At 68.7% G+C, this 21944-nt stretch carries 19 protein-coding genes and 3 pseudogenes; 13 read left to right on the plus strand and 9 right to left on the minus strand.

Annotated features, from left to right (window positions below; all coding sequences use genetic code 11):
- Window positions 1-42 precede the first annotated feature (42 nt).
- Together CFB49_RS06770 and CFB49_RS06780 are read right to left on the minus strand one after the other, a co-directional pair.
- Window positions 43-1269, minus strand: coding sequence for a transglycosylase SLT domain-containing protein (locus CFB49_RS06770; RefSeq protein WP_089490952.1), 1227 nt, complete (start codon window positions 1267-1269; stop codon window positions 43-45).
- A 392-nt stretch (window positions 1270-1661) separates the two neighbouring features.
- On the minus strand, window positions 1662-2822 hold the full coding sequence (locus CFB49_RS06780; protein ID WP_089490953.1) for a porin: 1161 nt from the start codon (window positions 2820-2822) through the stop codon (window positions 1662-1664).
- Between the two features lie 89 nt (window positions 2823-2911).
- On the opposite strand from CFB49_RS06780, the pseudogene CFB49_RS06785 reads away from it, so the two are divergent.
- Window positions 2912-3961: pseudogene (locus CFB49_RS06785) on the plus strand (RNA-guided endonuclease InsQ/TnpB family protein); the annotation flags it as partial.
- 438 nt (window positions 3962-4399) lie between these two features.
- A pseudogene (locus tag CFB49_RS36690) lies at window positions 4400-4611 on the plus strand (hypothetical protein); the annotation flags it as partial.
- On the opposite strand, the gene CFB49_RS06795 reads toward CFB49_RS36690, so the two are convergent.
- The gene (locus CFB49_RS06795; protein WP_089490954.1) at window positions 4584-5474 is read right to left on the minus strand and encodes a LysR family transcriptional regulator; all 891 of its coding nucleotides are present in this window, start codon (window positions 5472-5474) and stop codon (window positions 4584-4586) included. The pseudogene CFB49_RS36690 and the gene CFB49_RS06795 sit on opposite strands and share 28 nt — an antisense overlap.
- 112 nt (window positions 5475-5586) lie before the next feature.
- Between CFB49_RS06795 and CFB49_RS06800 the strand changes: the two genes are divergently transcribed.
- Window positions 5587-6012: a VOC family protein gene (locus CFB49_RS06800; RefSeq protein ID WP_089434869.1), complete on the plus strand. Its 426-nt coding sequence runs from the start codon at window positions 5587-5589 to the stop codon at window positions 6010-6012.
- Window positions 6013-6144: 132 nt separating this feature from the next.
- Window positions 6145-6729 (plus strand): flavin reductase family protein, encoded by a 585-nt coding sequence (locus CFB49_RS06805; RefSeq protein ID WP_069617172.1) that lies wholly within the window; start codon window positions 6145-6147, stop codon window positions 6727-6729.
- Between the two features lie 33 nt (window positions 6730-6762).
- On the opposite strand, the gene CFB49_RS06810 is transcribed toward CFB49_RS06805, so the two are convergent.
- Window positions 6763-7659, minus strand: coding sequence for a LysR family transcriptional regulator (locus CFB49_RS06810; RefSeq protein ID WP_089490955.1), 897 nt, complete (start codon window positions 7657-7659; stop codon window positions 6763-6765).
- A gap of 97 nt (window positions 7660-7756) precedes the next feature.
- Here CFB49_RS06810 and CFB49_RS06815 point away from each other — a divergent pair, with 97 nt between their 5' ends.
- From CFB49_RS06815 to CFB49_RS06830, 4 genes are all read left to right on the plus strand, one after another.
- Entirely contained in the window at window positions 7757-9055 is a 1299-nt protein-coding gene (locus CFB49_RS06815) for a CitMHS family transporter (protein ID WP_089434872.1), read from the plus strand.
- Window positions 9056-9094: 39 nt separating this feature from the next.
- Window positions 9095-10453, plus strand: a complete 1359-nt coding sequence (locus CFB49_RS06820; protein WP_089491429.1) for an acyclic terpene utilization AtuA family protein — start codon at window positions 9095-9097, stop codon at window positions 10451-10453.
- Window positions 10453-10764, plus strand: coding sequence for an AtuA-related protein (locus CFB49_RS06825; RefSeq protein ID WP_089490956.1), 312 nt, complete (start codon window positions 10453-10455; stop codon window positions 10762-10764). The genes CFB49_RS06820 and CFB49_RS06825 overlap by 1 nt, the downstream gene beginning before the upstream one ends.
- Before the next feature lie 408 nt (window positions 10765-11172).
- The gene (locus CFB49_RS06830; RefSeq protein ID WP_089490957.1) at window positions 11173-11997 is read left to right on the plus strand and encodes a topoisomerase IV; all 825 of its coding nucleotides are present in this window, start codon (window positions 11173-11175) and stop codon (window positions 11995-11997) included.
- 55 nt (window positions 11998-12052) lie between these two features.
- Here CFB49_RS06830 and CFB49_RS06835 read toward each other — a convergent pair whose 3' ends face one another.
- A complete protein-coding gene (locus CFB49_RS06835) occupies window positions 12053-12982 on the minus strand; it encodes a phosphatidate cytidylyltransferase (protein ID WP_006481850.1) in 930 nt (309 codons plus the stop codon).
- A 39-nt stretch (window positions 12983-13021) separates the two neighbouring features.
- Window positions 13022-13654, minus strand: coding sequence for a lysophospholipid acyltransferase family protein (locus CFB49_RS06840; protein ID WP_089435337.1), 633 nt, complete (start codon window positions 13652-13654; stop codon window positions 13022-13024).
- Between the two features lie 470 nt (window positions 13655-14124).
- Here CFB49_RS06840 and CFB49_RS06850 point away from each other — a divergent pair, with 470 nt between their 5' ends.
- The 4 genes from CFB49_RS06850 to CFB49_RS06865 are packed head-to-tail and all read left to right on the plus strand — an operon-like array spanning window position 14125 to window position 18417.
- Window positions 14125-14730 (plus strand): CDP-alcohol phosphatidyltransferase family protein, encoded by a 606-nt coding sequence (locus tag CFB49_RS06850; protein WP_069617178.1) that lies wholly within the window; start codon window positions 14125-14127, stop codon window positions 14728-14730.
- A 59-nt stretch (window positions 14731-14789) separates the two neighbouring features.
- Complete coding sequence (locus tag CFB49_RS06855) at window positions 14790-16559, plus strand: bifunctional alpha/beta hydrolase/class I SAM-dependent methyltransferase (protein ID WP_089490958.1); 1770 nt, start codon at window positions 14790-14792, stop codon at window positions 16557-16559.
- On the plus strand, window positions 16556-17965 hold the full coding sequence (locus CFB49_RS06860; protein ID WP_089490959.1) for a phosphatase PAP2/dual specificity phosphatase family protein: 1410 nt from the start codon (window positions 16556-16558) through the stop codon (window positions 17963-17965). Before CFB49_RS06855 ends, CFB49_RS06860 begins: the two co-directional genes overlap by 4 nt.
- Window positions 17965-18417: a hypothetical protein gene (locus CFB49_RS06865; RefSeq protein WP_089490960.1), complete on the plus strand. Its 453-nt coding sequence runs from the start codon at window positions 17965-17967 to the stop codon at window positions 18415-18417. The genes CFB49_RS06860 and CFB49_RS06865 overlap by 1 nt, the downstream gene beginning before the upstream one ends.
- A gap of 16 nt (window positions 18418-18433) precedes the next feature.
- Here CFB49_RS06865 and CFB49_RS36695 read toward each other — a convergent pair whose 3' ends face one another.
- From CFB49_RS36695 to CFB49_RS36705, 3 genes and pseudogenes are all read right to left on the minus strand, one after another.
- Window positions 18434-18574, minus strand: coding sequence for a diguanylate cyclase domain-containing protein (locus CFB49_RS36695; protein ID WP_249190276.1), 141 nt, complete (start codon window positions 18572-18574; stop codon window positions 18434-18436).
- Window positions 18575-18731: 157 nt separating this feature from the next.
- Window positions 18732-18875, minus strand: a pseudogene (locus CFB49_RS36700) (GAF domain-containing protein); the annotation flags it as partial.
- A 142-nt stretch (window positions 18876-19017) separates the two neighbouring features.
- Window positions 19018-19329 carry a hypothetical protein gene (locus tag CFB49_RS36705; protein WP_249190248.1) on the minus strand — a complete coding sequence of 104 codons (312 nt, stop codon included), beginning with the start codon at window positions 19327-19329 and terminating at the stop codon, window positions 19018-19020.
- Between the two features lie 278 nt (window positions 19330-19607).
- Here CFB49_RS36705 and bcsB point away from each other — a divergent pair, with 278 nt between their 5' ends.
- Entirely contained in the window at window positions 19608-21941 is a 2334-nt protein-coding gene (gene bcsB, locus CFB49_RS06875) for a cellulose biosynthesis cyclic di-GMP-binding regulatory protein BcsB (RefSeq protein ID WP_089490961.1), read from the plus strand.
- Window positions 21942-21944 lie beyond the last annotated feature (3 nt).

A 21944-nucleotide genomic window follows, 5' to 3' on the forward strand; every position in this document is an offset into this window, starting at 1 on the left:
TCTCGCCGACACCGGCTGCCGCTAGGCAGCCGGGCCCGCGCGTTACTTCGAGATGTACCACAGCGCGTCCACGCTGGCGCGCGACGGCTGAGCGGTCGCAGCCGGTCGTTGAGCCGGCGCGGGCGGCGGCGTATTCGACGTGATTGCGGTCGGCAGCGTGGCGGGAATATTCGCGGTCGAAGGCGAGGCCGCCGCCGTTCCCGACGTCGACGGCGTATTCACGTACCACAGCGCATCGGCCGACGCGGTGCGTTTCGCTGCCGCCTTGGACGCCGTGTTTGTCGCCGCATTCGTCGTCGTCCCTGCCGACTTCTTCGATGCCGAGGCCGATTCCCCGGCCGTCGCCGTCCCGGCCGTCCCGGCCTGCGCGGTCATGCCTGCGGCCGCCGCACTGCGCTGCGCGCGCGCTTCGAACGGCCCGAGCTGGAAGATCAACGTTTGCGCGGGACGCGTCACGACGGCATACGGAAACTGCAGCTCCCACGACATCAGCACGCGCCCGGCCGACGTCTCGGTGAAAATCGCCGGCACGTGCTTCATGTCGCTGAACTGCACATAGACCCGCGCGCCGTCGTCGAACACCTGGGTCGGCTTGGCCTGGTCGGCGCCGGTGACCGTCCATCCGAAGTTGTACGTGCCGGCCGGCCCGGCGGGGCCGCCCTGCGGCGGCGGAGGCGCAGAGCCCGGCGAGATCGTGCGTGCGCGCGTGACGGGCGGCGCCGACACGCTCAGGCTCGCGAACGGGTTGTACGTCTGTGCCTGTTGCGGCGGCGTAAAGGACGGTGGAAGGATGGGCATGGGAGTATCCGGCGAATCCGGCATGGTCCGGATTGCATCATAGACCTTGCGCGCATAGGCGAGGCGCTTGTCGGGCGATGCGGAGTTGTACGCGCCGATCGCGTTCCAGTTGGGGCCGAGCTGGCGGATGTTCTGCGACAGGATCCACGCGCCGACGTACGCGTTCGTGCAGGCATCGAACAGGCTTTCCCGCGTGATCCCTTCGCGCGCGAGCGTCGGCAGCCACGTGCTGTTGATCTGCATCAGCCCGATGTCGACCGTGCCGTTGGTATTCGTGTTCACCGCGTTCGGATTCATCCCCGACTCGACCTGCGCGATGCCGCGCATCAGGGCGACGCTCACGTGCTGGAACGCGGCCGCGTCGTCCAGGCAATCGGCCCGCGCGACGCCAGAGAGCGCGCACGAGAGCGCGATCGTCGAGGCGATGGTCAGCGTGTGGCGGCTGAGCGGGCGAGTAGTATGACGCGGCATGGCAGGATGGGGCGGAATCCGACCGCCCGGTGCAAGGAAATTACGCAGACGCGAAGTGTGCCATAGCAGGCGGGCAAATGGCTCGCGTCAAACTTTCCTTTGCATTTGTCCGTGCGGGCACCGCGCACTTTTATCGCGCCGGATCACGGTTCGAGGCGATCGCGGATCGGTAAAAATGGCCGGCATTGGCGTGAGTGCCGATGCAATGGCGGCGATGGAAACCTGACGTATTACGTCAGGCGCACGATGAAACCGGCGATGAAGCGGGCGAACAGGAAAATCGCCCGGGGCGAAAGAAAAGATAAAAAAATCGGCGGCCGAAGCCGCCGTTTGCGCCATGCGGATTCGGCCGGCCGCGCGGCGCGCGGCCGGCCATCCTCAGGTAGTCGCCGTCAGAAACGGTGACGCAGCCCGAGGTTGACCATCGTCTGCGAGCTCGTGCCCGCGTAACCGTACGAACCGATCGATGCCTGCGCGGCCATCGAGCCGCCGTTGCCGTCGCCGGTCTGGCCGCTCGCGTGCTGGTACGCGGCGGTCAGATAGACGTCGGTGCGCTTGGACAGGTTGTAGTCGGCGCCGGCCGATACCTGGTGATAGGTCGCCGACGTGTCGCCGCCCGAGCGCGTGTAGCTGTAGCCGACGCCGACGAGCAGCGCGTTCGTCGCCTGGTAGTTCACGAAACCTTGCCCCGTGTTGTAGTGCTCGTTCGAGCCGAACACCGAGCTTGCGTCGCGGCGGTACTGTGCGTTGCTGTAGCCGACGCCGAACGTGAACGGGCCGGCGACGTACTGGCCCGCGATGCGTGCGATGCCGAACGAGTGCGCGCTCGCATAGCCGCTGTTGATCGGGCCGTCGAACGTGCCGTCCGACGAGCTCGTCCAGCCGTTGCGCACGCCGTTCGACGCGGGGCTGTTGGTCGCGTGAAAGTAGCCGCCCGCGACGCTGAACGGCCCGTTGTTGTACGACACGGCGGCCGAGTAAGACTGCGCGGCGCCGGTGCTGCCGGCGATGCCGCCGAACGAGTACATCGCCGCGAACTGCAGGCCCGAATAGACGGCCGACGTGTACTTGACCGCGTTGTCGACGCGGAAGCTGTTGTCGTAGTTGTCGACGTCGCCCGGCGTCGCGAACGCGCTGCCCAGATAGTTGTCGGCGGTGATGCCCTGCACGAGATCGACGAGCGGGTCGTACTGCCGGCCGAACGTGAGCGTGCCGTAGCGGTCGCTCGTCAGGCCGACGAAGGCCTGACGGCCGAACAGGCGGCCGCCCTGGCCTTGCCGGCCGTTGCTCGGGTCGAAGCCGTTCTCCAACTGGAACAGCGCCTTCAGACCGCCGCCGAGGTCCTCGGTGCCTTTCACGCCCCAGCGGCTGCCGGCCAGGTTGCCAGCGCTGCTGTTGCCGAGCATCCATGCGTTGTCCTTGCCTTGGGCATGGTTCACATAGGTGATCGACGTGTCGATCACGCCATACAACGTGACGCTCGACTGCGCATGCGCGACGGACATCGCCGCGAACGACGCGAGGGCAATCATCGAGAGGGCCGTGCGTTTCATCAGTTGCTCCGAGAAACCCCGTCCTTCAGGACGGGGAGGAAAGGGGTGCTGTTGACAGACAGCTTCTTCCACGGGTTAGGATCACCGGCATGATCCTTGTCTACCGCTACCGCGTGAAGTCGCTCAACGGACTGCTTAACAAGCAGAGCCGCGCGGTGAACTACGTCTGGAACTTCTGCAACGACACGCAGAAGCACGCGCTCAAGTGGAGCAAGAAGTGGCCGACCGGTTTCGACTTGAATGTGCTCACGACCGGCAGCAGCAAGGCGCTCGGCATCCACTCCGGCACGATCAACGCGACGTGTGAGCAATACACGAAGTCGCGCAGCCAGCACCGTCGCCCGTACCTGCGCTATCGCGGCAGGAAGTCGCTCGGCTGGGTGCCGCTGAAGGGACGTGACCTGAAGCGCGAGGGCGACGCGTTCCGTTTCGCCGGCAACACCTTTCGCGTATTCAACAGCCGGACGCTTCCCGAAGGCAAGATCAAGGACGGGACCAACTTTGCGCAGGATGCACGCGGCAATTGGTTCTTGAACATCGTGATCGAGATGCCGGATGTTCAGGCTCGTCCGATCCGTTCCGGTGTCGGCATCGATCTTGGCCTGAAAGACTTCGCGACACTTTCGACCGGCGAGAAGCTGCCCAATGATCGGTTCGGTCGACGCGCGGCGGAAAAGCTGGCGAAAGCGCAGCGGGCGCGAAAGCACAAGCGGCATATCGCAAAGCTGCACGCCAAGGTCGCGAATGCCCGAGCCGACTTCCAACACAAGCTCGCGCTCGATCTGGTGCGGCGCTTCGATTACATCGCGGTCGGCAACGTGTCGGCTGTCAAACTCGCCAGAACCAGGATGGCGAAAAGCGTCTACGACGCATCCTGGTCGTCCTTCCGAAACAAGCTCCGCTACAAAGCGATCGCGCACGGAGCCACGTTCGAGGAAGTGGACGAAAGCGGTTCTACCCAGTCCTGTTCGGCGTGCGGGTCGAAAGACAGCACGACGCGGCCGAAAGGTATCGCGGGACTGCGAATAAGAGAGTGGACCTGCAGTGACTGTGGTGTCGAACATGATCGTGATATCAACGCTGCGTTGAACATTCTCCGATGCGGACGTGCATCGCCAGATGTGGGAATCCTCTCCCTTCAGGGAGGGGAGGACGTCAACTCCTTTGCGCATGGGTGTGGGTTCGTGATCCGGAAGGGCACGAGACTACAGAGCCGCACTGAAACGGCAAAAATGGAATTCTTCGTTGTGGCCTGATGCAGACAGGGATGTTTCCCGGAATTCACCGTTGAGGGATCGGGATTATTGATAAGCGCGTATCAATGGGTTGCCATTCCGCCGGTTTTTCAGTGGGCTTTGCGCATGTCGTGATAATTCGGCGTGTTTTGCGGGTGAACTACCGCAATCTCGATATTGTTTTCGATCCGTCAAATCGTTATTTAACGAATTGAATCGGCTGCGCTGAAATGAATGTGATAGATGCGCGTCGCGCGTGAGCGGTGACGGCCTCGTCTCGCCACGTCACGAACCGTCGGTGCGTCGTAGCCGCCGCACGTTGAAACTCGGGCCGCGAACTCGCCTTGGCTCGTCAACGCGCCGCATCCGGTCGCGGCCGGGCTGCCGGCCGGCGCGACGAACGCGTACGGCAAGCAGGCGCCGATGAGCCGGGGCAAGCCGGGCTCGGTGCGATCACGATCGCGACCGTGTACGGTCAACCCGACAACGCCGCGATCTTCGCGTACGAGAAAGGCGCGACGATGGACTACGAAACGCTCGCGCCCGCGCGCCGCCGCGACGCCGCCTCGATCAGTTGCGCCAGCGCTTGCGCGGGCTCCGACATCGTGCGCCGTGCACGATGCACGAGCCCGATGTCGCGGTGAAACGTGTGATGCCCGAGGTCGATCGCGCGCACGCCGGCCGGCCAGCGGCGATACACGGCGGTCTGCGGCACGATCGCGACGCCGACGCCGTTTTCGACCAGCTTGACGATCGCGTCGAGCTCGTCGAGTTCGCAGGTGTCGCGCACCGCGATGTGCATCTTGCGCAGAAAGCGGTCGACCTGACGGCCGCCGAACGACGCGCGGTCGTAACGCACGAACGGTTCGTTCGCGAGCAGGGCGGTCCAGTCCTTGCCCTTCACGCCGCGCGGCACGATCAGCCTGAACGGTTCCTGCGCGAGGGTCGTCCAGTGCAGGTCGCTCTGCAGTGCGAACGGCGGCCGGATGATCGCGGCCATGTCGATTTCGCCCGCGTCGACCCGGTTGACCAGCTCGATCGACAGCCCCGGTATCACGCGCGTGCGGCACCCGGGGTGCCGGCGATGGAAATCGGCCAGCGCGGCCGGCAGCAGCGCGCTCTGCACCGACGCGATCGCGCCGATCGTCACGCGCACGGCGTCCGGCGAGCCGGGCGCGGTCGAGCTCAGGTTCTCGTACAGGCCGATCAGCGCCTGCGCCTGGTCGAGCACGTGATGGCCCCGCTCGTTGAGCCGCGCCGATCGCCCTTGCCGGTCGAACAGCGCGAAACCGAGCTCGGCTTCGAGGCGCTGCATCTGCGCGCTCACGGCCGCCTGCGTGAGCCCGATACGATTGCCGGCCGCGGCAAAGGTGCCTTCGCGGGCGACGGCGACGAGGGTTTTCAGCTCGCGGATCATTCATCAATTCCGTTTGTTAATCAGCCAATTTTATATTGATTTAATTTTTGAGCGGCGTTGTCTACCATGGTGCCGTCCTCGCGACACGCGAGCGTTCCTTTACGAGGCCATCATGAGTCTTTCCCCGTTTCACCTGGCGATTCCGGTCTACGACCTGCCGGCCGCGCGCGATTTCTACGGCCGCGTGTTCGGGCTGGAAGAGGGGCGTTCGAGTGCGCAGTGGGTCGACTTCAACTTTTACGGGCATCAGCTCGTGATCCACGCGCATCCGAAAACCGCGTCGCAGGAAGGCGCGCATACGAATGCGGTCGACGGCCACGACGTACCGGTGCCGCATTTCGGGATCGTGCTCGACTGGGCGAGCTGGGAAGCGCTGGCCGAGCGGCTGCGTTCGTTCGGCGTGACTTTCGTGATCGAGCCGTATGTGCGGTTCCAGGGGCAGGTCGGCGAACAGGCGACGATGTTCTTCTTCGATCCGTGCGGCAATGCGCTCGAATTCAAGGCGTTCCGCGACATCGGTCAGCTGTTCGCGAAGTGACCGGCCACGGCGCCGGCGCCGATTGAAATCGGGTGCGAGAATGCAGCCTTCGGCCCGGCCGCACGCACGTGCGACGGCCGGCGCCGCGCCGCACGGTATGGGTCCGTGCGCCTCGTTCTCCAAGGAATCCGTATGGACAGTCACATCGCGCCGGTGGCGCTGAACAAAGCCTATCGTCTCCTCAATCACGGCCCGACCGTGCTCGTGTCGGCCCGCCACGACGGCGTCGACAACGTGATGGCCGCCGCCTGGGCGTGCGCGCTCGACTTCCAGCCGCCGAAGCTGACGGTTGTGCTCGACAAATCCGCGAAGACGCGCGAGCTCGTCGAGCGCAGCGGCACGTTCGTGATCCAGGTGCCGACGGCCGCGCAATTGCAGCTCACGCATGCGGTCGGCAGCCGCAGCCTCGCGGAGCGGCCCGACAAGCTGCGCGAAGCGGGCGTCACGCTGTTCGACGTCGACGGTCATGACCTGCCGTTCGTCGCCGGCTGCTCGGGCTGGCTCGCGTGCAGGCTGATTCCGGAACCGCACAATCAGCAGACCTACGACCTGTTCATCGGCGAGGTGATCGGCGCATGGTCGGACACGCGCGTGTTTCGCGACGGCCACTGGTATTTCGAATCGGCCGATCCCGCGCTGCGCAGCCTGCACTACATCGCGGGCGGCAATTTCTATGCGATCGGCGAATCGCTGCACGTCGATCCGGACGCGCAGTAAGCGCCGCGCGGACTTTCCCGAATCGGGCGCGCTTCATGCGCGCTTTTTCAATTCGGCCAGCATGAGGTCGGCGAACGCCTGCGCGACGCGCGGCAGCGTGCGCCCGCGCTTCGCGACGAGCGCGATCGGCCGCACGAACGCGGGATCGTCGATCGGCTTCGCGACCAGTTCGGGTTCGGCGCGCACCTCGCGGGCGGTCGCGGGCAGGATCGTCACGCCGAGGCCGCCGCGCACCATCGCGACGGCCGTCATCATGTAGGTCGGCTCGCACGCGATGTCGGGCGTGCAGCCGGCCGCGTCCAGCGCGGCGTCGACGACGCTGCGCACGCTCGTGCCCCGCGCGGTGAGCACGAGCGGCACGCCGGCGACGTCTGCGGTGGTGACGCGGCGCTTGCGCGCGAGCGGATGATCCTGCGGGCACACGGCGACGAGCCGGTCGGCGCCTGCATACAGCACGTCCAGCGACGCATCGAACGTATCGCCGCCGGTGAGCCCGAGATCGGCGTCCTCGTTGCGCACCAGCGCGGTGACGAGGCTCGCGACGCCGTCGCGGATCTCGAAGCCCGCGCGCGGCACGTCGCGCCGGAACGACTGGATCAGCTCCGGCAGCACGCTGGACGCGAAGGTCGGCAGGCACGCGAGCCGCACCGTGCCGCTCGCGCCTTCGCCGAGCGCGCGTGCATCGCGCAGCACGCGCTCCATGTCGTCGAGCGAGCGCTGCAACAGCGGCAGCAGTTCGCGCCCCGTCTGCGTGAGCGCGACGCTGCGGCTGTTGCGGTCGAACAGGCGCGCGCCGACGATTTCCTCGAGCCGGCGGATCTGCACGGTCAGCGCCGGCTGCGACAGGTGCAGCCGCGCGGCCGCGCGCGTGAAGTTGCCGACGTGCGCGACGGTGACGAACGCGCGAATGTCGCGAAGATTCAGATCCATAACGGTTCGTGATTGCTGCGATCAAATCATTTCAATTGTGCTATCGCTGCGCCGACCTTACGCTCGTCTCCAACAAAAGACAAGGTAGGAGACACGGATGCTGCCGTTACTCGGGCTGGGCACGATCGTCGTGCTGCTGGCCGCGATTCTGTCGAAGCGGATGTCGCCGCTCGTCGCGCTGATCGTCGTGCCGATCGCCGCGTCGCTGCTCGGCGGCTTCGGGCTGCACACCAGCAAATTCGTCATCGACGGGCTGAAGGGGCTCGCGCCCGTCGTCGGGATGTTCGTGTTCGCGATCCTGTACTTCGGGACGATCACCGACGCCGGCACGCTCGACCCGATCATCGACCGGATCCTGCGCGCGGTCGGCACGCGGCCCACGCGCATCGTGATGGGCACCACGCTGCTCGCGCTGCTGATCCACCTCGACGGCTCGGGCGCCGTGTGCTTTCTCGTGACGATTCCCGCGGTGCTGCCGCTGTACGACCGGCTGAAGATGGACCGGCGCGTGCTGGCCGCGGCCGTGTCGATGGCCGCGGGCATCAACTTCCTGCCGTGGACGGGCCCGATGATCCGCGCGTCGGCGTCGCTGCACCTGCCGGTGTCGGCGCTGTTCAATCCGCTGATTCCGGTGCAGGCGATCGGGCTCGTGTTCGTGTTCGGCGTCGCGTACTGGCTCGGGCGGCGCGAGGAGAAGCGGCTCGGCCTGTCGCGCGACGATGCGTCGATCCCGCTGCCCCGGCGCGAACTGACGCCCGACGAGCAGGCGCTGCGCCGGCCGCACCTGTTCTGGTTCAACCTCGTGCTGACGCTCGTCGTGCTCGGCACGATGGTCGTGATGGGCGAGAAGATTCCGCCCGCGATCATGTTCATGGTCGGGCTGTGCATCGCGCTGATGGTGAATTACCCCGACGTCGACATGCAGCGCAAGCGCATCGACGCGCATGCGCGTGCCGCGCTGATGATGGCCGGCATCCTGCTCGCGGCCGGCGTGTTCACCGGGATCATGCAGGGCAGCGGGATGCTGAAGGCGATGGCGCAGGCGGCGGTCGGCTTCGTGCCGCCGTCGATGGCCGGCCATATTCCGGTCGCGCTCGGCCTCGCGTCGATGCCGCTCAGCATGCTGTTCGATCCCGATTCGTTCTACTTCGGCGTGCTGCCCGTGATCGCGGAAGTGGCCGGCCAGCTCGGCGTGCCGGCCGTGCAGGTCGGACAGGCGGCGCTGCTCGGCCAGATGACGACGGGCTTTCCGGTCAGCCCGCTCACGCCGGCGACGTTCCTCGTCGTCGGGCTGTGCGGAATCGAGCTGGCCGAGCATCAGAAATTCACGTTTCCGCTGCTGTTCGGCGCGTCGATCGTGATGACGATCGCGTGCGTCGTGCTCGGCGTTTTTTGATTCCTGCCGGCGATGCGCTCGCCGGACGACGGTACGGACATGACAGCAAAGCAACCTGAACGGCGCGTGCGCATCGGCGCGGGCGCCGGCTACTCGGGCGACCGGATCGAGCCCGCGGTCGAACTGGCCGAACACGGGCAGCTCGACTACCTGGTCTTCGAATGCCTGGCCGAGCGCACGATCGCGATCGCGCAGCAGGCGCGCCGCAAGGATCCGGCGCTCGGCTACGATCCGCTGCTCGACGCGCGGATGCACGCGGTGTTGCCGGTCGCGGCGGGCAAGCGCGTGCGCATCGTGTCGAACATGGGCGCGGCGAACCCGCGTGAGGCCGCCCGACGTACCGCGCGGATCGCGCAGTCGCTCGGCATCGCGGGGTTGAAAGTCGCGGCGGTCGAAGGCGACGACGTGCTCGACGTCGTGCTGCGCGGCGCGTTCCGCTTCGAGGAATCGGGCGACGACGTCGCCGCGTATCGGGACCGCATCGTGTCCGCGAACGCGTATCTCGGCGCCGCACCGATCGTCGACGCGCTCGCGGCCGGCGCGGACGTCGTGCTGACCGGGCGCGTCGCCGATCCGTCGCTGTTCGCCGCGCCGCTGATCCACGCGTTCGGCTGGCGGATGGACGACTGGGACGCGCTTGGGGCTGCGACCGTCGTCGGCCATCTGCTCGAATGCGCGGGGCAGGTGACGGGCGGCTATTTCGCCGATCCCGGCTACAAGGACGTGCCGAATCTCGCGCGGCTCGGGTTTCCGATCGGCGAGGTCGCGGCCGACGGCACGGTCGTGATCACGAAGGTGCCGCACGCGGGCGGCCGCGTGAGCGCGGCGACCTGCAAGGAGCAGCTGCTCTACGAGATTCACGACCCGGCGCGGTATCTGCAACCCGACGTCGTGGCCGATTTCACGCGCGTGGCGGTCGCCGAGGAAGCGGCCGATCGCGTGCGTGTGACGGGCGGGCGCGGCACGGCGCGCCCCGATACGCTGAAGGTGTCGGTGGCGTACGTCGACGGCTGGATCGGCGAAGGCCAGATCTCGTACGGCGGGCCGGGTGCGCTCGCGCGTGCGCGTCTCGCGCTCGACATCGTTCGCGAGCGGCTCGCGCTGACCGGCGTCGCGGCGAGCGAATTGCGCTTCGACCTGATCGGCGTCGATGCGCTGTATGGCGACGCGGCGCCGGCCGTGCGCGGCGAGCCGGCCGAGGTGCGCGTGCGGGTGGCCGGCCGCGCGGCGAACGCCGCCGAAGCCGCGCGGATCGGCAACGAAGTCGAGACGCTCTATACGAACGGGCCGGCCGGCGGCGGCGGCGCGTTCAAGTCGACGCGCGAGGTGATCGCCGTGCAGTCGGTGCTGCTGCCGCGCGCGGCCGTGACGCCGTCGTTTTCATTCGTGGAGGCCTGATGCAACTGCGTGAACTCGCGCATGCGCGCACCGGCGACAAGGGCAATACGCTGAACGTGTCGGTCATCTGCCGCGATCCGCGCCATTACGACCATCTGCGCACGCATCTGGATGCGCACGCGGTGAAGGCGTGGCTCTCGGGCATCGTGCACGGCGACGTCGTACGCTACGAATTGCCCGCGCTCGGCGCGTTCAACTTCGTGCTGCGCGATGCGCTCGGCGGCGGGGTGACGCGCTCGCTCGCGCTCGACGCGCACGGCAAGTCGGTCAGTTCGGCGCTGCTGGCGATCGAGGTGCCCGACCCGGCGTGACGCAGGCATCGCGGCCGGGACGGGGCCGGGCGTTCACGGGATCAGCAGTTCGCGACGCCCGTCCGCATGCTCGATGCGTTCACTCGCGACGTGATGAGGTGCCGACCGAACGGTGCCAGACGACGTGCTTCAAGGTCGGGCTCACGCGCGTATCCATGTCGGGCTGGCCGCTCGACGCTTGCGGCGCGTCCCCGTGCGTGTACGCTACGGCCTCGCGGGCCGATTCCCGCGCGTATCGAACGGATGCCTGGAATGAACAACGAGATCGTGACGCCGGCCGGCGGGAAGGGCGCGGCGGGCGTCGTGGTCCCGCCTCTGGCCGCCGCGGCGCCGCCGGTATCGCCCTGGCAACCTTGCTCCGTTGAGTTTGCAACGATCGGCCACACCTTAATCCGACCTGATCTCATTATGACTGTCCAGAACCGGAACCGACGTCTCAAGTCGCTCGCGGCTTCGCTCACCGCCCTTGGCGCGCTCACGGCACTCACGGCGCTCGCCGCGTTGTCGGCCGTTCATGCCGCCGAGCCGCCCCAGCTCGACCGTCAACTGAAAACCTTCATCCACGACACGTACGGCAACTGGCGCGCGGACCGCAAGGGCTGGCAGGCGGAAGACGGCGATTTCATCCATTCGCCGTGCGGCATGCTGCGCGTGGCGACCGCGGACGGCCCGCGCACGTTGCTCGCGATGTGCGGCGAGACCGAGGCGGCGGTGCAGAACGGGATGCCGGGCATGGATTCGGACGTGACGCCGGGCGCGGTAGACCTGTACGTGCTGAGGCCTTCTTCGGACGGCACGACGCTCGAGCCGGTCGCGAAGACAACGGAAATCGCATCGGGCCAGCGCGGCGAACCGGGTACGGTGCGCATCGAGCGGCTCGGGCCGCGCCTATTCGGGTTCGTCATCGGCGAAAGCGACACACGGCAAGGCTACACGCAACGCTTTCGTTCGATCTGGCTTCCATACGGCGATGCACTGCTGCATGCGGCGGCGCGCATCGACGAGGCGCTCGACAATGCCGAGTCGACGGAATGCGCGCATGCTCGCGCGCGTTGCGAGGAGCGCCGCTTCGAGATCGCGCCGGACACGACCGGCACGGGCGACGTCTATCCGCTGACGGTCACGGAAACGGGCACGCGCGGCGACAAGGCCATCCATGCACGCTACACGGTGAAGTTCGACGCCGCGCGCGGCCGCTACGTCGTGCCGAAGGCGCTGCGCGACGGGTACTGATCCCTCGCGCGCAGGAACGAGCGGCATTGCGCCGCCCGCGTATCGCGCAACTGCGTCACACGTACAGGTAGCGCACCAGGTGGAAGAACACCGGTGCGGCGAAGCAGATCGAATCGACGCGATCGAGCATCCCGCCGTGGCCGGCGATCATCGAGCCCCAGTCCTTCGTGCCGAGCGAGCGCTTGACGGCCGACAGCACGAGCCCGCCGACGAAGCCGGCGATCACGATCGCGAGCGAGATCCCGAACGCCGCGCCGAAGCTGAACGGCGTCACGCGATACAGCGACGCGCCGCACAGCGTGGCCAGCAGGCCGCCGCCGACGAAGCCCTCGATCGTCTTCGACGGCGACAGCTGCGGCGCGATCTTGCGGCGTCCGAACAGCTTGCCGACCACGTACTGCAGCACGTCGCTGATCTGCACGACGAACAGGAAGAAGAACAGCAGCAGCGCGTTCTGCCCCGCGTAGCGCGGGATGTCGAGGATCAGCACGGCCGGCGCGTGGCTCAGCCCGTACACGCACACCATCAGCGCCCAGTTGATCTTCGCGTTGCGGCTCAGGAATTCGCGCGTGTCCTGCGTGAGCGCCGACACGAGCGACATCGCGAAGAACAGGTGCACGGGCACGAAGATCGAGTACATCCCGTACCAGTTGATCCCGAGCAGCAGGTACTGCACGGGGATCGCGACGAAGAACGCGATGAAGAGCGTCGTATGGTCGCTCGCGGTGGTCGGCGTGAGCGTGATGAACTCGCGCAGCGTCAGGTACGACAGCAGCGCGAACACCAGGTACGTGACGTTGTTGCCGAGGCCGATCGCGACGGCCATGATCGCGATCATCGCCCACCATGCGCGGATGCGCTGGTTCAGGTTGACGATGGTCGCGCTGGTGCCGCCGCTGCGCGCGCCGAGAATCGCGCCGATCACGGTCGCGACGACGAGCACGCCCGTGACGCCCGCGACCAGTTCCCAGAAGAGGGTTCGCATGGTTGGTATCCGGAAAAGGGAGAAGGGGGCGCGCCGCGTTCAGCCGGCCGGCCGCTGCGGCGGCGCGAGCGCGATGACCGCGTCGCGCATGCGGGCGAGGAACGTCGGCTTGTCTTCCTCGGCGCCGAGCGCTTCGTTCGCGCCGAAATGCACCTTGCAGATCAGCGGCACGGGCCAGATCGCGCCCTTCGGCATGATGCGCTGCAGGTTCTCGAGGTAGACGGGCGCGAGCGCGACGTCCGGGAACTCGGTCGCGAGATGGAACAGCCCGCTCTTGAACGGCTGCGGCAGCACGTCGGCGCCGCGCGTGCCTTCCGGGAAGATGATGATCGAGTGACCCTGTCGCAGCGCGTCGCGCACGGGGTCGAGGGGATCGCCTCCGGATTCGCGGTGACGGTCGATCAGCACGACGTTCAGCAGCTTCTGCGCGATGTGGCGCTTCACGTCGCTGCTGTCCCAGTAGTCGCGCGCGGCGACCGGCCGTACGACCGCGCGCACGTCGCGCGGCAGCGCGGCGAGGATCGCGAGCGTGTCGATGTGGCTCGTGTGGTTCGAGAAGTAGATCTTCTGCGTCGGGGACGGCGGCGCCTGATGCCAGACCGGATACGCGCCGGCGACGAGCCGCACGATGGACAGCAGGAAGTCACGCTGCCAGACGTTGAGGATGTTCATCGGCGCGTGGCCTCCTGCGTGCATGCCCGGCCCGTCGCGCACGCGCGGCGGACGGAACCCCGGAATGCCGGCGCGGCAGGATGCGCGCCGAACGGCTCTTGTTTAAATTTTTTCAAAGTTCGTGGCTGCCTGTCGCAGGTCCGCGATAATCGGACGATTCGCCGTCGCACGCGGTTGCGTCGCGGCGAATGCGCCGGTCGGCGGCGTGATAATCGGCTGTTGCACGAGTGCCCGTCTGCAGTTCGAATGGAATCTCGCGGCGATCGGGCCAGCGGATTATCGCGAGTTTCGCCGAAAAACGCCAGATTGGCGCCACGCGGGCGGGCCGGGCCGCATGCTTGACGCATCGGGGCGGCTCGGCGACGATGAGGGCCGTTCAATCCAGGCCGACGACGGCCGTTTCGCCGCCCGGGGCATGGCGGCGGGAAACGTATCCGACCGTGCCGCGCGAATAATACGAATACGAAACGATGAGCCTCTACGCACTCAAACCCAAATTCCAGAACCATCTGCGCCCGTTCGCGAATTCGCTCGCCGAACGCGGCGTCACGGCCAACCAGGTCACGCTGTTCGCGGCCGGCGGCTCGATCGTCGTCGGCGCGCTCGCCGGGCTCGGCGTATTCGCCCGCGCGCTGTTCCTGCTGATTCCGCTGTGGCTGTTCGCGCGGATGGCGCTCAATGCGATCGACGGGATGCTCGCGCGCGAGCACGGGCAGAAGAGCACGCTCGGCGCGTACCTGAACGAACTGGGCGACATCGTGTCCGACGTCGCGCTCGTGCTGCCGTTCCTCGCCATTCCCGCGTTCGCTCCGGCGGACGTCTGGCTGTTCGCGCTGACGGCGGTGATCGTCGAATGCGCGGGGCTGATCGGCCCGCTCGTCGGCGCGACGCGCCGCTACGACGGCCCGTTCGGCAAGAGCGACCGCGCGCTGGCCCTCGGCGCGTTCGCGCTGTGGATCGGCCTCGGCTTCCCGGTCGGCGGCGTCGCCGCGTGGCTGTGGCGGCTGCTGATCGTGCTGTCGATCGTGACGGCGGTGCGGCGCGTGCGGGCCGGCATCGCCGAAGCGGGCCGCTGACGGACCCGGCGCCCGAGGGCGGCGCCACACCATTCGAATAACGAAACGAGAGAGATCGCATGAACGCACGCACGGCCCGTGAGGCCGATTTCATCACGCACGACGGCGCAACGCTGTTCTATCGTCACTGGCCCGCGACGGGCCCGCGCTGCCGCGGCGCGATCGTGCTGCTGCATCGCGGGCACGAACATTCGGCGCGCGTCGCGCACCTCGTCGACGAGCTCGACCTGCCGGATTTCGCCTTTTTTGCGTGGGATGCACGCGGCCACGGCCGCTCGCCGGGCGCGCGCGGCTACAGTCCGAGCGCGGCCGCGTCGGTGCGCGACCTGCAGACCTTCGTCGAGCATATCCGCGACACGCATGGCATCGCGATCGAGGAGCTGGCTGTCGTCGGCCAGAGCGTCGGCGCGGTGCTCGCGGCGGCCTGGGTGCACGATTACGCGCCGCCGATCCGCGCGCTCGTCGTCGCGTCCCCGGCATTCCACATCAAGCTCTACGTGCCGTTCGCGCGGCCGGGGCTGCGGCTGATGCACAAGCTGCGCGGGCTGTTCTACGTGAACAGCTACGTGAAGCCGAAATTCCTCACGCACGACCCGGAGCGGATCGCGAGCTACGCGTCCGATCCGCTGATCACGCGGCCGATCGCGGTCAACATGCTGCTCGACCTGCACGATACCGCGCAGCGGATCGTCGCCGATGCCGCCGCGATCACCGTGCCGACGCAGTTGCTGATCTCGGGCGCCGACTGGGTCGTGCATCGCGGCCCGCAGGACCGCTTCTTCGAACGGCTCGGCGCGGCGCGCAAGGAGCGCATCGTGCTGCCGGGCTTCTATCACGACACGCTCGGCGAGCGCGACCGCGCGCAGGCGCTCGCGCCGCTGCGTGCGTTCGTGCTGCGCGAGTTCGATGCGCCGAGCCCGCGCGTGTCGCTTGCCGACGCCGACCGCCGCGGCGCGTTCCACGACGAATACGCGGCGCTCGGCCGGCCGCCGGCCAGCGTGTTCGCGCGGGCGTACTGGGCGCTCACGCGCGCCGGCCTGAAAGCCGGCGGTGCGCTGTCCGACGGCATCGCGCTCGGGCTGCGGCTCGGCTTCGATTCGGGCTCGACGCTCGACTACGTGTACCGCAACCGCGCGCAGGGGCGGTTCGGCATCGGCGCGCTGATCGACCGCACGTATCTCGATTCGCCGGGCTGGGTCGGCATCCGCCAGCGCAAGGTGCATCTGCAGGAACTGATCGGCACGGCGATCGGCCGCCTGCGCGGGAACGGCACGCCGGTGCGGATCGTCGACATCGCGGCCGGCCACGGGCGCTACGTGCTCGACGCGATCGCCACGGCCGCCGAGCGCGACGGCGCGGCGCCCGACGACATCACGTTGCGCGACTACAGCCCGCCGAACGTCGAGGCCGGCCGCGTGCTGATCGCCCAGCGCGGCCTCGAGCCGATCGCGCGCTTCGAGCGCGGCGATGCGTTCGACGAGGCATCGCTCGCGACGCTCGAGCCGCGGCCGACGCTGGCGATCGTGTCGGGCCTGTACGAGTTGTTCGGCGAGAACGCGCTGATCGAGCGCTCGCTGCGCGGGCTCGCGCAGGCCGTGCCACCGGGCGGCTATCTCGTCTATACGGGGCAGCCGTGGCATCCGCAGCTCGAATTCATCGCGCGTGCGCTGAACAACCACCGCGGCGAGTCGACCTGGGTGATGCGCCGCCGTTCGCAGGCCGAAATGGACGAGCTCGTCGCGCGGGCGGGTTTCCGCAAGCTCGACCAGCGGATCGACGAGATGGGCATCTTCACGGTCAGCCTCGCGCAGCGGGTCGACGCGTCATGAGCGCGCTCGGCGGCGGCGCGGACGCGAGCGGCGGGCTGGCCGAGCCGGCGGCCGGTGCGCGCGACGCGTCGTTCGCGCTGCGCTTGTGCTGGCTTGCGGCGATGGGCGCCGTGTTCTTCTCGACGTACGGCTTCGCGAACTGGCTCGCCGCGCGCCGCGAAGCGGTGCCGACGTTCGCGTTCGGCTGGGAGCATGCGATCCCGTTCGTGCCGTGGACGATCGTGCCGTACTGGTCGATCGACCTGCTGTATGCGCTGTCGTTCTTCTTCTGGACGCGCCGCGACGATCTGCTCGATCACGTGAAGCGGCTGTTGACCGTGCAACTGGTGTCGGTCGCGTGTTTCGTCGCGTGGCCGCTGCGCTTCGGCTTCGAGCGGCCCGACGCGGGCGGCGTGGCCGGTGCGCTGTTCACGCTGCTGATGGGTTTCGACAAGCCGTTCAACCAGGCGCCGTCGCTGCATATCGGGTTGCTCGTCGTGCTGTGGGCCGTCTATGCGAAGCACGTGCGCGGCACGTTCGCGCGCGTCGTGCTGCATCTGTGGTTCGCGGCGATCGGCGTGTCGGTGCTGACGACTTACCAGCATCACGCGATCGACGTGCCGACCGGGGCGGCCGTCGGCTGTCTCGCGCTGTTCCTGTTTCCGCTGCGCGATGCGGCGGGCCGCTTGGCCGGCGCCGAGGCGTCGCCGTCCGCGGCCGGTCGCGCGCTCGCGCGCCGCTATGCGTTCGGCGCCGCGCTGGTCGCGCTCGCGGCGCTGGCGTGCGTGCCGCGTGCGCCGGGGTGGGTGCTGGCGGCAGGGTGGGTCGCGCTGGCGCTCGCCTGCGTCGCATGGGCATACCGGCGCGGCGCGCCCGGCGCGTTCCAGAAGGATGCGGAGGGGCGGTTTCCGGTTTCCATCGGCTGGCTGCTTGCGCCGACGATCGCCGGCGCGTTCGTCAATTCACGGCTGTGGACGTTCCGGCACCCGGCGCCGGTGCGGATCGACGAGCGCGTGTCGATCGGCCGGACGCCGACGACGCGCGAGATCCGGCGCCACGGCTTCACCGCACTGATCGACCTGACCGCCGAGATGCCGCGCTGGGCGGCGGCCGATGCCTCGCTCGCATATGCGTGCGTGCCGCAGCTCGACCTCGTCGCGCCGACGGCGGCGCAGCTCGCGCAGGCCGTCGCGGCGCTCGGGCGGCTGCACGACGACGGGCGTGACGTGCTGGTCTGCTGCGCGCTCGGCTACGGACGCAGCGTGCTGTGCGCGGCCGCTTGGCTGGCCGCGCGGCGCGGGCTGACGGATGCGCGCGACGCGCTGGCCGCGGTGCGCGCGGTCCGGCCGCACGCGGTGTGGTCGGATGACGGCGTGGCCGTGCTGCAGCAGTGGATCGATCGCCGTCGCGACGCGGAGCCGGTGTGATGCGCGATCGGTCCGGCCCGTTCAGGATCGCCGCCGCGCGCGGCGTGCTCGATGCGGGCGCGTGGGCGATCGCGGTCGCGCTGGCCGCGGCCGGCGCGGGCGGATGGATCGCGGCGGGCTGGCCGCCGGCGACGCTCGCCCGCGTGCTGCTGGTCGTCGTCAGCACCGGATCGGGGATCGCGGCGCTGTGGTACGCGGTGCGCATCGAGATCGATCGGCGGCTGTTTGCCGCGCTGGCGCGGGCGGTGGACGGCGACGGGTCGGTCGACGACGGGCTCGCGGCGCTCGACCGCGCGCTCGCCGATCTGGACTGGATCGATGCGACGAAGGCCGGGCGCGCGCTCGACGCGCGCGTGCGCGGCGCGGTCGGGCTGTGCCGGGCCGCCGTGCTCGTCGCGGTCGTGCAGTGGCTCGTCGTCGGTATCGCGATCGCGGTGTCGCCGATCGGCTAGCGCTGCATGCGACGCGTCACGCGTGACGCGCGGGCCGTCCGTTGCGTCCGCGTGCGCTTGGCTCGTACATCGCCTGGTCCGCATGCTCGATCAGCGCATTCACGTCGGTACCGTCGTCCGGCAGCATCGCGATGCCGACCCTGACGCCGAGCCGCAGCGCATGCCCGTCGAATTCGAACGGCTCGCCGGCCCGTGAGCGCGTCGTGCGTCGCGCGCAGGTAGCGTTCGTTCGCTTCGTTGCGGGCCGCGTGGAACATCGCGGCGGCGATCAGGTCGGCCATCAGCCGCAGCGTGCCCGAATCGGCCGGCGATATCACCTTCAGCACGCCGATCGTCGTGCCGGCATGCGTGAGCGGCATCACGAGCATCGAGCGCGGGCCGACCCGGCGGCACGCATCGCGATCGACGCGCGGGCCGGTTTCCGAATCGCTGCAGTGCAGCAACTCGCCTTGCTGCACGCACAGGCCCGACAGGCTGCCCGAGCCGCAACCGTAGCGCGAACATCCCGGCGGCCGTGCCCGACGCGGCGCGGTACACCATGTCGTCGCCTTCGGCGAATTCGACCGCGGCGGCGCTCGCGCCGGTGAGCTGCGGCACCTGCTAGGCCATCACCCTGCCGAGGTCGAGGCCGAGTTTCGCGATTTCGGCCTGAGCCGCGCTGCTGCGCAGCAGCGATCGGCGGATGGGGTGGCGGAGCCGGCGATTTGATCCAGGTCGGTTTTCCATGAAGAAAGTACGTCGCGCGGCGCGTACTTGCGGTAGCATACGCGCCGCTTGCGGCAGCGCATTCCGGCCGGTCCGCAACGGAACGTGGCCGATGCCCGGCCAGCCGTATCGCGCCGGCGGTATGCCGTTCCAGCCGTCCGGCTGGCAACGGCGCAATTCTTGCCATTCACTCTTCCTGCGCAGCATTTCCGACCGAATTGAGATTTTTTCGCTTCTCAGTCGCGAATCACGGTAAGTTTTGTTCTATTTTTGAGATAGTGTGACGAATGATGGGCGCCGATGCCAGGCGTCCCTCAGCGCGACGAACCGGTTATTCAAGCATCCGCCGCGTCGTACCGATAAATGCAATCAAGCCAGATATGAGGGGAAGCAGAGGGGATGTGCACTCACGGGCATAGCTGCTTTGCGCGCGTCGGTTGCGACGCGCAGGATCACCGCACGATCGTGACGACGCGAGGCCGCGCATGAAGCCCGCCGTGTCGCTGTTCGTCCTGACGGCCGCGATGACCGGCGCTTTCCATACGGCCGCGCTGTCGGCCGCACCGATGCCGGCCGTGCCGGCCGCCGCCTCGACGGCCGGGGCCGCTCACGCGGCGGCGCCCGATGCGGCGTCGGCCGCGGTGCCCGCGGCAGCGCCGGCGGCCAGCGCGCCGGCCGCCGGCCTGCCGGCGACGACCGTTCATGTGCCGTTCGCATCGCTCGGGGCGTTCGATCCGCTGCGTCTGCGCGGCGCCGACGACGCCCGCACGATCAACGCCGGCGTGCGGCTCGACCGCGTGATCGCGGGCGCGCGCTTGCGCCTGACTTACGCGTATTCGCCGTCGCTGATCTTTCCGCTGTCGCACCTGAAGGTGTCGGTGAACGGCGAGGTGGTCGCGACCGTCCCGTTCGACGCCGCGCGCGCGGGCCGTACGGTCACGCAAGAAATCCCGATCGATCCGCGTTACTTTTCCGATTTCAACCAGATCGGCCTGCGCCTGATCGCGCATTACACGCTCGACCATTGCGAGGATCCGACGAACTCGGCGCTGTGGGCCGACGTGAGCCCGACGAGCGAGCTGATCCTCGACGAATCGCCGGTGCGCCTGCCGAACGATCTCGCGCTGTTGCCCGCGCCGTTCTTCGACCGCCGCGACAATGGCCGCGTGCGGTTGCCGTTCGTGCTGCCTGCCGCGCCCGATTCGGCGACGCTGCGCAGCGCGGGCGTGCTCGCGTCGTGGTTCGGCGCGCTGGCCGACTATCGGCATGCGCGCTTCCCGGTAGCGACCACGCTGCCGGCCGACGACCAGGCCGTCGTGGTCGGCACGGCCGCGACGCTGCCGGCCGGTCTCGCGCTGCCGCCCGTGAACGGCCCGCTGCTCGCGGTCGCCGACAACCCGGCCGCGCCGGGCCGCAAGCTGCTGGTCGTCACGGGCCGTACGGCGGCCGAGGTCGACGACGCGGTCGCGACGCTCGTGCTCGGCCGCGCGGCGCTGTCGGGGCCGGCGGCGACGGTTGCGCACGTCGATCTCGGCGCGCCGCGCAAGCCGTACGACGCGCCGCGCTGGCTGCCGGTGAACCGGCCGATCGCGTTCCGCGAACTCGTGAACGACCCGCGCCAGCTGGAAGTGCGCGGCACGACGCCCGACGCGATCCGGCTGAACCTGCGCGTGCCGGCCGATCTGCATTCGTGGAACGGCGCGGGCGTGCCGATCACGCTGCGCTACCGCTACACGGCGCCGACCGTGCAGGACAATTCGACGCTCGCGGTCGAGATCAACGACCAGCTCGTGAAGTCGTACCGGCTCGGGCCGGCCCAGGCGGAGGACGCGCACGGCCGCATGCAGCTGCCGCTGCTGTCGGTGCCGGAAGGGCGCGTGACGAGCGACGTCGACATTCCCGCGTTCCGCGTCGGCAGCGGCAACCAGCTGCAGTTCCGCTTCACGCTCGATTCGCAGAAGACGGGCCTGTGTTCGAGCACGGCCACCGAGCCGCAGCGCGCGGCGATCGATCCCGATTCGACGATCGACTTCTCGCACTTCGTCCATTACGCGCAATTGCCGAATCTGGCGTTTTTCGCGAACAGCGGCTTCCCGTTCACGCGCTTCGCCGACCTGTCGCAGACGGCCGTCGTACTGCCCGACCGGCCGTCGCCGCAGGAACTCGAGGCCTATCTGACGATGCTCGGCCACATGGGCGAATGGACCGGCTTCCCGGCGCTGCGCGTGCAGGTCGCGCGGCCCGGCGACGTCGCCGCGCTGTCGGGGCACAAGGACCTGCTCGTGATCGACGGCTCGCCCGCGTCGCCGCTGCTCGCGCAGTGGCGAACGGCGCTGCCGCTCGCGATCGGCGAGCAGGGCGGGGCCGGCGGCGCGGGCGCGACGCGCGTCGCGTTCACGGTGAAGGAGCGCTGGCGCAACGGCGTGGGCGTCGCCGACGGCGGCGCGCACATCGAACAGGCGGGCCCGCTCGCGGCGCTCGCCGGTTTCGAGCTGCCGGGCAGCCGCGGCCGCAGCGTCGTCGCGCTGACGGCGACCGGCCAGCCGCGCCTCGGCGATCTGCTCGACGTGTTCGAGAACGCCGGGCTCGTGTCGCAACTGCAGGGCGACCTCGCGCTGGTACGGCCGGGGCAGGTCGACAGCCTGCGGGTCGGCGAGCCTTACGTGGTCGGCTTCGTGCCGTGGTATGCGCGCGTGTGGACCGAGGCGGCGCGGCATCCGGTCGTGCTCGGCGCGGTCGGCGTCGTCGCGGGGCTGCTGCTCGCGCTCGGCGTGTTCAGCGTGCTGCAGCGAATCGCCGCGCGTCGACGGGGGATGTAACGG

Source organism: Burkholderia sp. AU17457 (assembly GCF_002223255.1).
Classification (GTDB): Bacteria; Pseudomonadota; Gammaproteobacteria; order Burkholderiales; family Burkholderiaceae; genus Burkholderia; species Burkholderia sola.

Excerpts from the sequence above, each read along its gene's own strand:
- CFB49_RS06770 (WP_089490952.1), bottom strand. The coding sequence starts at position 1,269 with ATGCCGCGTCATACTACTCGCCCGCTCAGCCGCCACACGCTGACCATC.
- CFB49_RS06780 (WP_089490953.1), bottom strand. The coding sequence starts at position 2,822 with ATGAAACGCACGGCCCTCTCGATGATTGCCCTCGCGTCGTTCGCGGCG.
- CFB49_RS06795 (WP_089490954.1), bottom strand. The coding sequence starts at position 5,474 with ATGATCCGCGAGCTGAAAACCCTCGTCGCCGTCGCCCGCGAAGGCACC.
- CFB49_RS06800 (WP_089434869.1), top strand. The coding sequence starts at position 5,587 with ATGAGTCTTTCCCCGTTTCACCTGGCGATTCCGGTCTACGACCTGCCG.
- CFB49_RS06805 (WP_069617172.1), top strand. The coding sequence starts at position 6,145 with ATGGACAGTCACATCGCGCCGGTGGCGCTGAACAAAGCCTATCGTCTC.
- CFB49_RS06810 (WP_089490955.1), bottom strand. The coding sequence starts at position 7,659 with ATGGATCTGAATCTTCGCGACATTCGCGCGTTCGTCACCGTCGCGCAC.
- CFB49_RS06815 (WP_089434872.1), top strand. The coding sequence starts at position 7,757 with ATGCTGCCGTTACTCGGGCTGGGCACGATCGTCGTGCTGCTGGCCGCG.
- CFB49_RS06820 (WP_089491429.1), top strand. The coding sequence starts at position 9,095 with ATGACAGCAAAGCAACCTGAACGGCGCGTGCGCATCGGCGCGGGCGCC.
- CFB49_RS06825 (WP_089490956.1), top strand. The coding sequence starts at position 10,453 with ATGCAACTGCGTGAACTCGCGCATGCGCGCACCGGCGACAAGGGCAAT.
- CFB49_RS06830 (WP_089490957.1), top strand. The coding sequence starts at position 11,173 with ATGACTGTCCAGAACCGGAACCGACGTCTCAAGTCGCTCGCGGCTTCG.
- CFB49_RS06835 (WP_006481850.1), bottom strand. The coding sequence starts at position 12,982 with ATGCGAACCCTCTTCTGGGAACTGGTCGCGGGCGTCACGGGCGTGCTC.
- CFB49_RS06840 (WP_089435337.1), bottom strand. The coding sequence starts at position 13,654 with ATGAACATCCTCAACGTCTGGCAGCGTGACTTCCTGCTGTCCATCGTG.
- CFB49_RS06850 (WP_069617178.1), top strand. The coding sequence starts at position 14,125 with ATGAGCCTCTACGCACTCAAACCCAAATTCCAGAACCATCTGCGCCCG.
- CFB49_RS06855 (WP_089490958.1), top strand. The coding sequence starts at position 14,790 with ATGAACGCACGCACGGCCCGTGAGGCCGATTTCATCACGCACGACGGC.
- CFB49_RS06860 (WP_089490959.1), top strand. The coding sequence starts at position 16,556 with ATGAGCGCGCTCGGCGGCGGCGCGGACGCGAGCGGCGGGCTGGCCGAG.
- CFB49_RS06865 (WP_089490960.1), top strand. The coding sequence starts at position 17,965 with ATGCGCGATCGGTCCGGCCCGTTCAGGATCGCCGCCGCGCGCGGCGTG.
- CFB49_RS36705 (WP_249190248.1), bottom strand. The coding sequence starts at position 19,329 with ATGCTGCGCAGGAAGAGTGAATGGCAAGAATTGCGCCGTTGCCAGCCG.
- bcsB (WP_089490961.1), top strand. The coding sequence starts at position 19,608 with ATGAAGCCCGCCGTGTCGCTGTTCGTCCTGACGGCCGCGATGACCGGC.